Raw genomic sequence first — 5,184 nt, 5'->3', positions numbered from 1 at the left:
GGGCGGCAGGCCGTCGGCGGTGGGAGGAGGGCCCTCCTCCCACCGCCGACGGCCTGCCGCCCGCCCCCGTCGCCCCGCCCACCGCCGACGCCTTTCCGGGCGACCGTTCCGGCTCCATGGCGTCGGAGCGGGGGCTCCTGATGGTGGGCGAGCCCCACGTCGGTGGCTACGCCCTGGCCGCGCGCCACCGGCTGGAGCTGCTGTCCGAGGCCAGCGCCCGGATCGGCACCACCCTGGACGTGCGCCGCACCGCCCAGGAACTCGCCGAGACGGCGGTCCCGCGCCTCGCCGACTTCGTCACCATCGACCTGGCCGAGCCCGTGCTACGGGGCGAGGAGGCCGCTGACCCCCGCAGCGACCTGCGGCGCACGGTGGTCCACGGCATCCGCGACGACCTCCCCTTCAGCCCGGTCGGCAAACAGGTCGACTACGGCCCGAGCGTCCCGCAGTTGCGCGCTCTGACCGGCGGCGAGGCCGTGCTGGAACCGGACCTGAGGACGGCGGCGGGCTGGCTCGCGCAGGACCCCGAGCACACCGAGCGGCTGCTGAGCCACGTCCACTCCCTCATCGCCGTGCCCCTGGTCGCCCGAGGTGTCGTCCTGGGCGTCGCCGCCTTCTACCGGGCCCAGGACCCCGCCCCCTTCGGTGACGACGACCGCTCACTGGCCCAGGAACTCGCCACCCGAGCCGCCCTGTCCATCGACAACGCCCGGCGCTACACCCGCGAACGCACCATGGTGCTGGCCCTGCAGCGCAGCCTGCTCCCGCAAGGACTGCCCGACCGGGACTCCGTGGAGGTCGCCCACCGGTACCTGCCCGCCGAGTCCGACGTGGGTGGCGACTGGTACGACGTCATCCCGCTCTCCGGGACCAGGATCGGCCTCTTCGTCGGCGACGTCGTCGGCCACGGCCTGCTGTCCGCCGCCACCATGGGCCGAGTCCGCACGGCCGCCCGCAGCTTCGCCGAACTCGACTTCCCGCCCGACGAAGTCCTCACCCACCTCGACAACCTCGTGGGGCGACTGGATCGCGAGGACCCCGTCTCCGACGGCGGCGGCATCATCGGCGCGACCTGTCTGTACGCCGTCTACGACCCGACCTCGCAGCAGTGCAGCCTGGCCCGCGCCGGCCATCCGCCGCCCGCCCTGGTCCAGCCCGACGGCACCGTGTCCTTCCCCGAACTTCCCGCCGGACCTCCGCTCGGCCTGGGAGGCCTGCCCTTCGAGGCCGTCGAAGTCCATCTGCCCGAGGGCAGCACCCTGGTCCTCTACACCGACGGCCTCATCGAGGACCGTGAACGCGACGTCGACGTGGTCCTCGACCAGCTGCGCGAGGCCCTGGCCCACCCCGAGCACACCCCGGAGGAGACCTGCCGGTTGGTCCTGGACGCCGTCGCCTCCCCTCACCCCGGCGACGACATCGCCCTGCTCGTCGCCCGTACCCACGCCTTCGACCCGGGCCGTGTCGCCACCTGGGAGCTGCCCGCCGACCCGGCCCGCGTGAGCGAGGTCCGCGCGGCGGCCCTGCGGCAACTGTCCGAGTGGGGCCTCGAGGAGGCCGCGTTCGCCGCCGAACTGGTGCTCAGCGAGCTGATCACCAACGCGATCCGGCACGGTGGCGGGCCCATCCGCGTACGGCTGCTCCGGGACCGCTCCCTGATCTGCGAGGTCGCCGACACCAGCAGTACCGCCCCGCACCTGCGCCGGGCGGCCACCACCGACGAGGGCGGACGCGGTCTGTTCCTCGTCGCCCAGCTCTCGCAGAGCTGGGGCACGCGCTACACGGCGGAGGGCAAGGTCATCTGGGCCGAGTGCGGGCTCGACAGCGGCTGAGGCGAGGGGCGGAGCACCCGCCGGGCCGACGGAGCGGGCCGCTCGCTGACCCGTTGGGGTCGGCGGCGGTGTCGAGATGCCGCCACCGATGCCGCCAATGAGACGAAAGGCGCGAATTAAGTGAAAAGGGCGGTTAGCATCGCTGGCGCAAGTCGAAGTCGGGAAGAACTCGCCAGGCCGACCCCCGGAGCTGTCCGTGCACGACGCTCACGACACCTCTGCGCAGCCGACCCCGCCCAGCGGGGCGGAGCCGCTGGTGCGTGTCCGCGGACTCACGAAACGTTTCGGCGGAACCCTCGCGCTGGCCGGGGTCGACCTCGACGTCCACGCGGGCAGCGTGCTCGCGCTCCTCGGCCCCAACGGAGCCGGGAAATCCACCCTCATCAAGATCCTCGCCGGTGTCCACCACGCCGACTCAGGGTCGATCACCGTGGACGGACATCCGCTCGGCAGCCACGCCACCTCCCCCAGCATGTCCTTCATCCACCAGGACCTCGGACTCGTGGAGTGGATGACGGTCGCCGAGAACATCGCTCTGAGCACCGGGTACGCGCGCCGCGCCGGACTGATCTCCTGGCGGCGCACCCGGGAGGGCTGCACCGAGGCCCTGTCGCTCGTCGGCGGCCCCGCCGATCCCGACGCGCCGGTCGCCCGCCTCGCCCCCGCCGAACGGTCGCTGGTCGCCATCGCCCGCGCCCTGGCCACCCGGGCGCGACTCATCGTGCTCGACGAGCCGACCGCCCGCCTCCCCGCCGCGGACTGCGCCCGCCTCTTCCGCGTCCTGCGCGCCCTGCGCGACCGGGGCCACGGCATCCTCTACGTCAGCCACCGCCTCGACGAGGTGTACGAGGTCGCCGACACCTTCGCCGTCCTGCGCGACGGACGTCTCGTCAGCCAGGGCTCGACGGCGGGCCACAGCCCCCTGCGACTGGTGCGTGACATCACCGGTGAGGAACCGGCGGGCCCGCGCACCGCCCCCGCACCGCCCGCCGCTCCGCCACCCGGCCGAGCCCCGGTGGCGTCAACGGCCCCGGCGGTGCTCGCCCTCGACGGCGTACGGACATCCGGCGCCGGGCCGGTCGACCTGGAACTGCGTGCCGGGGAGGCTCTGGCTCTGGTCGGCCTCTCGGGCGCCGGACACACGGAACTCGGCCGAGCCCTCGCGGGGGCCCGCCCCCTCCTCGGCGGACAGGCCCTGCTCGACGGCAGCCCCTACCGCCCCCGAACCGTCACCGACGCCGTCGCCCGTGGTGTCGCCCTCGTCCCCGGCGACCGCCAGCGGGAGGGCTGCCTGCCGGAACTGACCGTACGGGAGAACCTGCTGGCCAACCCCCGTGCCGGGGACGGGCCCACACCGCGCTGGATCGCCCCGCGCAGGGAACGCGCCCTGGCCGCCGCCCTGACCGAACGGTTCTCGGTGCGGCCCCGTGACACCGAGTCGACCATCACCACCCTGTCCGGCGGGAACCAGCAGAAGGTCATGATCGGCCGCTGGCTCCGGACCGGACTGCGGCTGCTGGTCCTGGAGGAACCGACGGCGAGCGTCGACGTCGGTGCCAAGGCCGCGATCCACCGCCTCCTCGACGAAGCACGGGCCGAAGGCCTCGCGGTCCTCCTCGTCTCCACCGACTTCGAGGAGGTGGCGGGCGTGTGCGGGCGCGCCCTGGTCTTCGTCCGGGGCGTGGTGACGGCCGAGCTGAGCGGCCCGGCACTCACGGTCGCGGGCCTGACCCGGGCGGCCTCGGCCATGCCCCCCTCCGGCACCGCGACGCACCCGTGACCGCGCCGCCCTCCCCGCCCGCACCGCGCCCGCGCCGCCCGCGCCCGACGCACCGGCTCGGCGCCCGAGGCGGCCCCGGCGGGCACCTCGTCGGTGCCTACGGTCTCCTCGTCCTCACGGTCCTGCTGGTCCTGGTCTTCTCCCTGACCCTGCCGCGCACCTTCCCCACCCTGGACACCCTCGACGCGATCCTCTCCACCCAGTCGATCCCGGCCGTCCTCGCGCTGGCCGCCATGGTCCCCATCGTGACCGGCGCGTTCGACCTCTCCATCGGCTACGGCCTCGGACTGGCACACGTCATGGTGCTGTACCTCATCGTCGAGGCCGACTGGCCCTGGCCGCTCGCCTGCCTCGCCGTGACCGTCGGAGGGACGGTCGTCGGCGTTCTCAACGGGGTCATCGTGGAGTTCGGCCGGATCGACTCCTTCATCGCCACCCTGGGCACCGGCAGCATGATGTACGCCGTCACCGGCTGGATCACCGACGGCGGCCGGATCGTCCCGGGCCCCCAAGGTCTCCCACCCGCCTTCACCGACCTCTACACCTCCACCTTCCTCGGCCTCCCGGTCCCCGCCTTCTACGTGCTGGCCCTCGCCGTCGCCCTCTGGCTGGTGCTGGAGCGGCTGCCGATCGGCCGGTACCTGTACGTCGTCGGGTCGAACCCGCGCGCCGCCGACCTCGTGGGCATCCCCGTCCGCACCTACACCGTCTGCGCCTTCGCCACGTCCGGCCTGATCGTCGGCCTCGCGGGCGTGCTGCTCGCGGCCCAGCAGCAGATCGGCAATCCGAGTGTCGGCCTCGACTATCTGCTGCCCGCCTTCGTCGGAGCCCTCCTCGGCTCCACCGCGATCAGACCGGGCCGCCCCAACGCCCTGGGCACCCTCGTGGCCGTCGCGGTCCTCGCCGTCGGCCTCACGGGCATCGCCCAGATGGGCGCCGACTTCTGGACCGTGCCGCTCTTCCACGGCGGCACCCTGCTCCTCGCCGTAGGCCTGGCCGGGTACGCCGCCCGCCGCCGTATGCGCACCGGCGTCCTCGCGGCCCGCGCCACACCACCGGACGCACCGTCCACACCGGCGCCGGACGGCGCCCCGAAGGACGGAGGCCGCCCATGACTGAGCCGTCTCGGAGAACCGAGGCCCATGAGCGAGCCGGCCGTCCCACCGGCCGCTCGTCCCAGCCGCCCACGCAACCACTGGCCCCGACGACACCTCTGCGGCCGCGGCCGCGACTCCCCGGCCCGCAACTTCCGGGCTGCGGACTGGGGCGGGGCCCTGGGCTGCGGGCCGCCGTCAGGACTTTTGGCTGCTGGCCTGGTGCAGGACCCCCGGCCGCAGACCTCGGTCGAGACCCCGGCCTCGGCCCTCGCCCTGCGCGTGCTCACTGCGCGGCGGGCCTCGGTCAGGACCTGGGTTGTGGGTCTCGGTCAAGACCTCGGCCCCGGTCAAGACCCTCGGCTGCGGACCCCGGGCCCGCAGGCCTCCGTCAACACCCGGGGCCGCGCTCAGGACCCCGGCCCCGGTCAAGGCCCCGGGCCGCAGACCGCCTACGACCCCGACCCCGGCCCCGGGT

3 protein-coding genes and 1 pseudogene are annotated in these 5,184 nt (G+C 74.2%); all 4 read left to right on the top strand.

Annotated elements, in window-relative coordinates:
- Positions 1–1,832 (top strand): SpoIIE family protein phosphatase (locus P1P70_RS40210; protein WP_319246782.1); only part of this gene is annotated, 1,832 nt, incomplete at its 5' end.
- Positions 1,833–2,028: 196 nt separating this feature from the next.
- A complete protein-coding gene (locus P1P70_RS40205) occupies positions 2,029–3,612 on the top strand; it encodes a sugar ABC transporter ATP-binding protein (RefSeq protein WP_319246780.1) in 1,584 nt (527 codons plus the stop codon).
- Positions 3,609–4,727, top strand: a complete 1,119-nt coding sequence (locus tag P1P70_RS40200) for an ABC transporter permease (RefSeq protein WP_319246779.1) — start codon at positions 3,609–3,611, stop codon at positions 4,725–4,727. The genes P1P70_RS40205 and P1P70_RS40200 overlap by 4 nt, the downstream gene beginning before the upstream one ends.
- Before the next feature lie 201 nt (positions 4,728–4,928).
- Positions 4,929–5,184: pseudogene (locus P1P70_RS40195) on the top strand (hypothetical protein); the annotation flags it as partial.

This window comes from Streptomyces sp. MB09-02B (assembly GCF_033794485.1).
Classification (GTDB): domain Bacteria; phylum Actinomycetota; class Actinomycetes; order Streptomycetales; family Streptomycetaceae; genus Streptomyces.
Note: the sequence above shows the minus strand (reverse complement) of the source record. Positions and strands in the feature narration are given on the sequence as shown.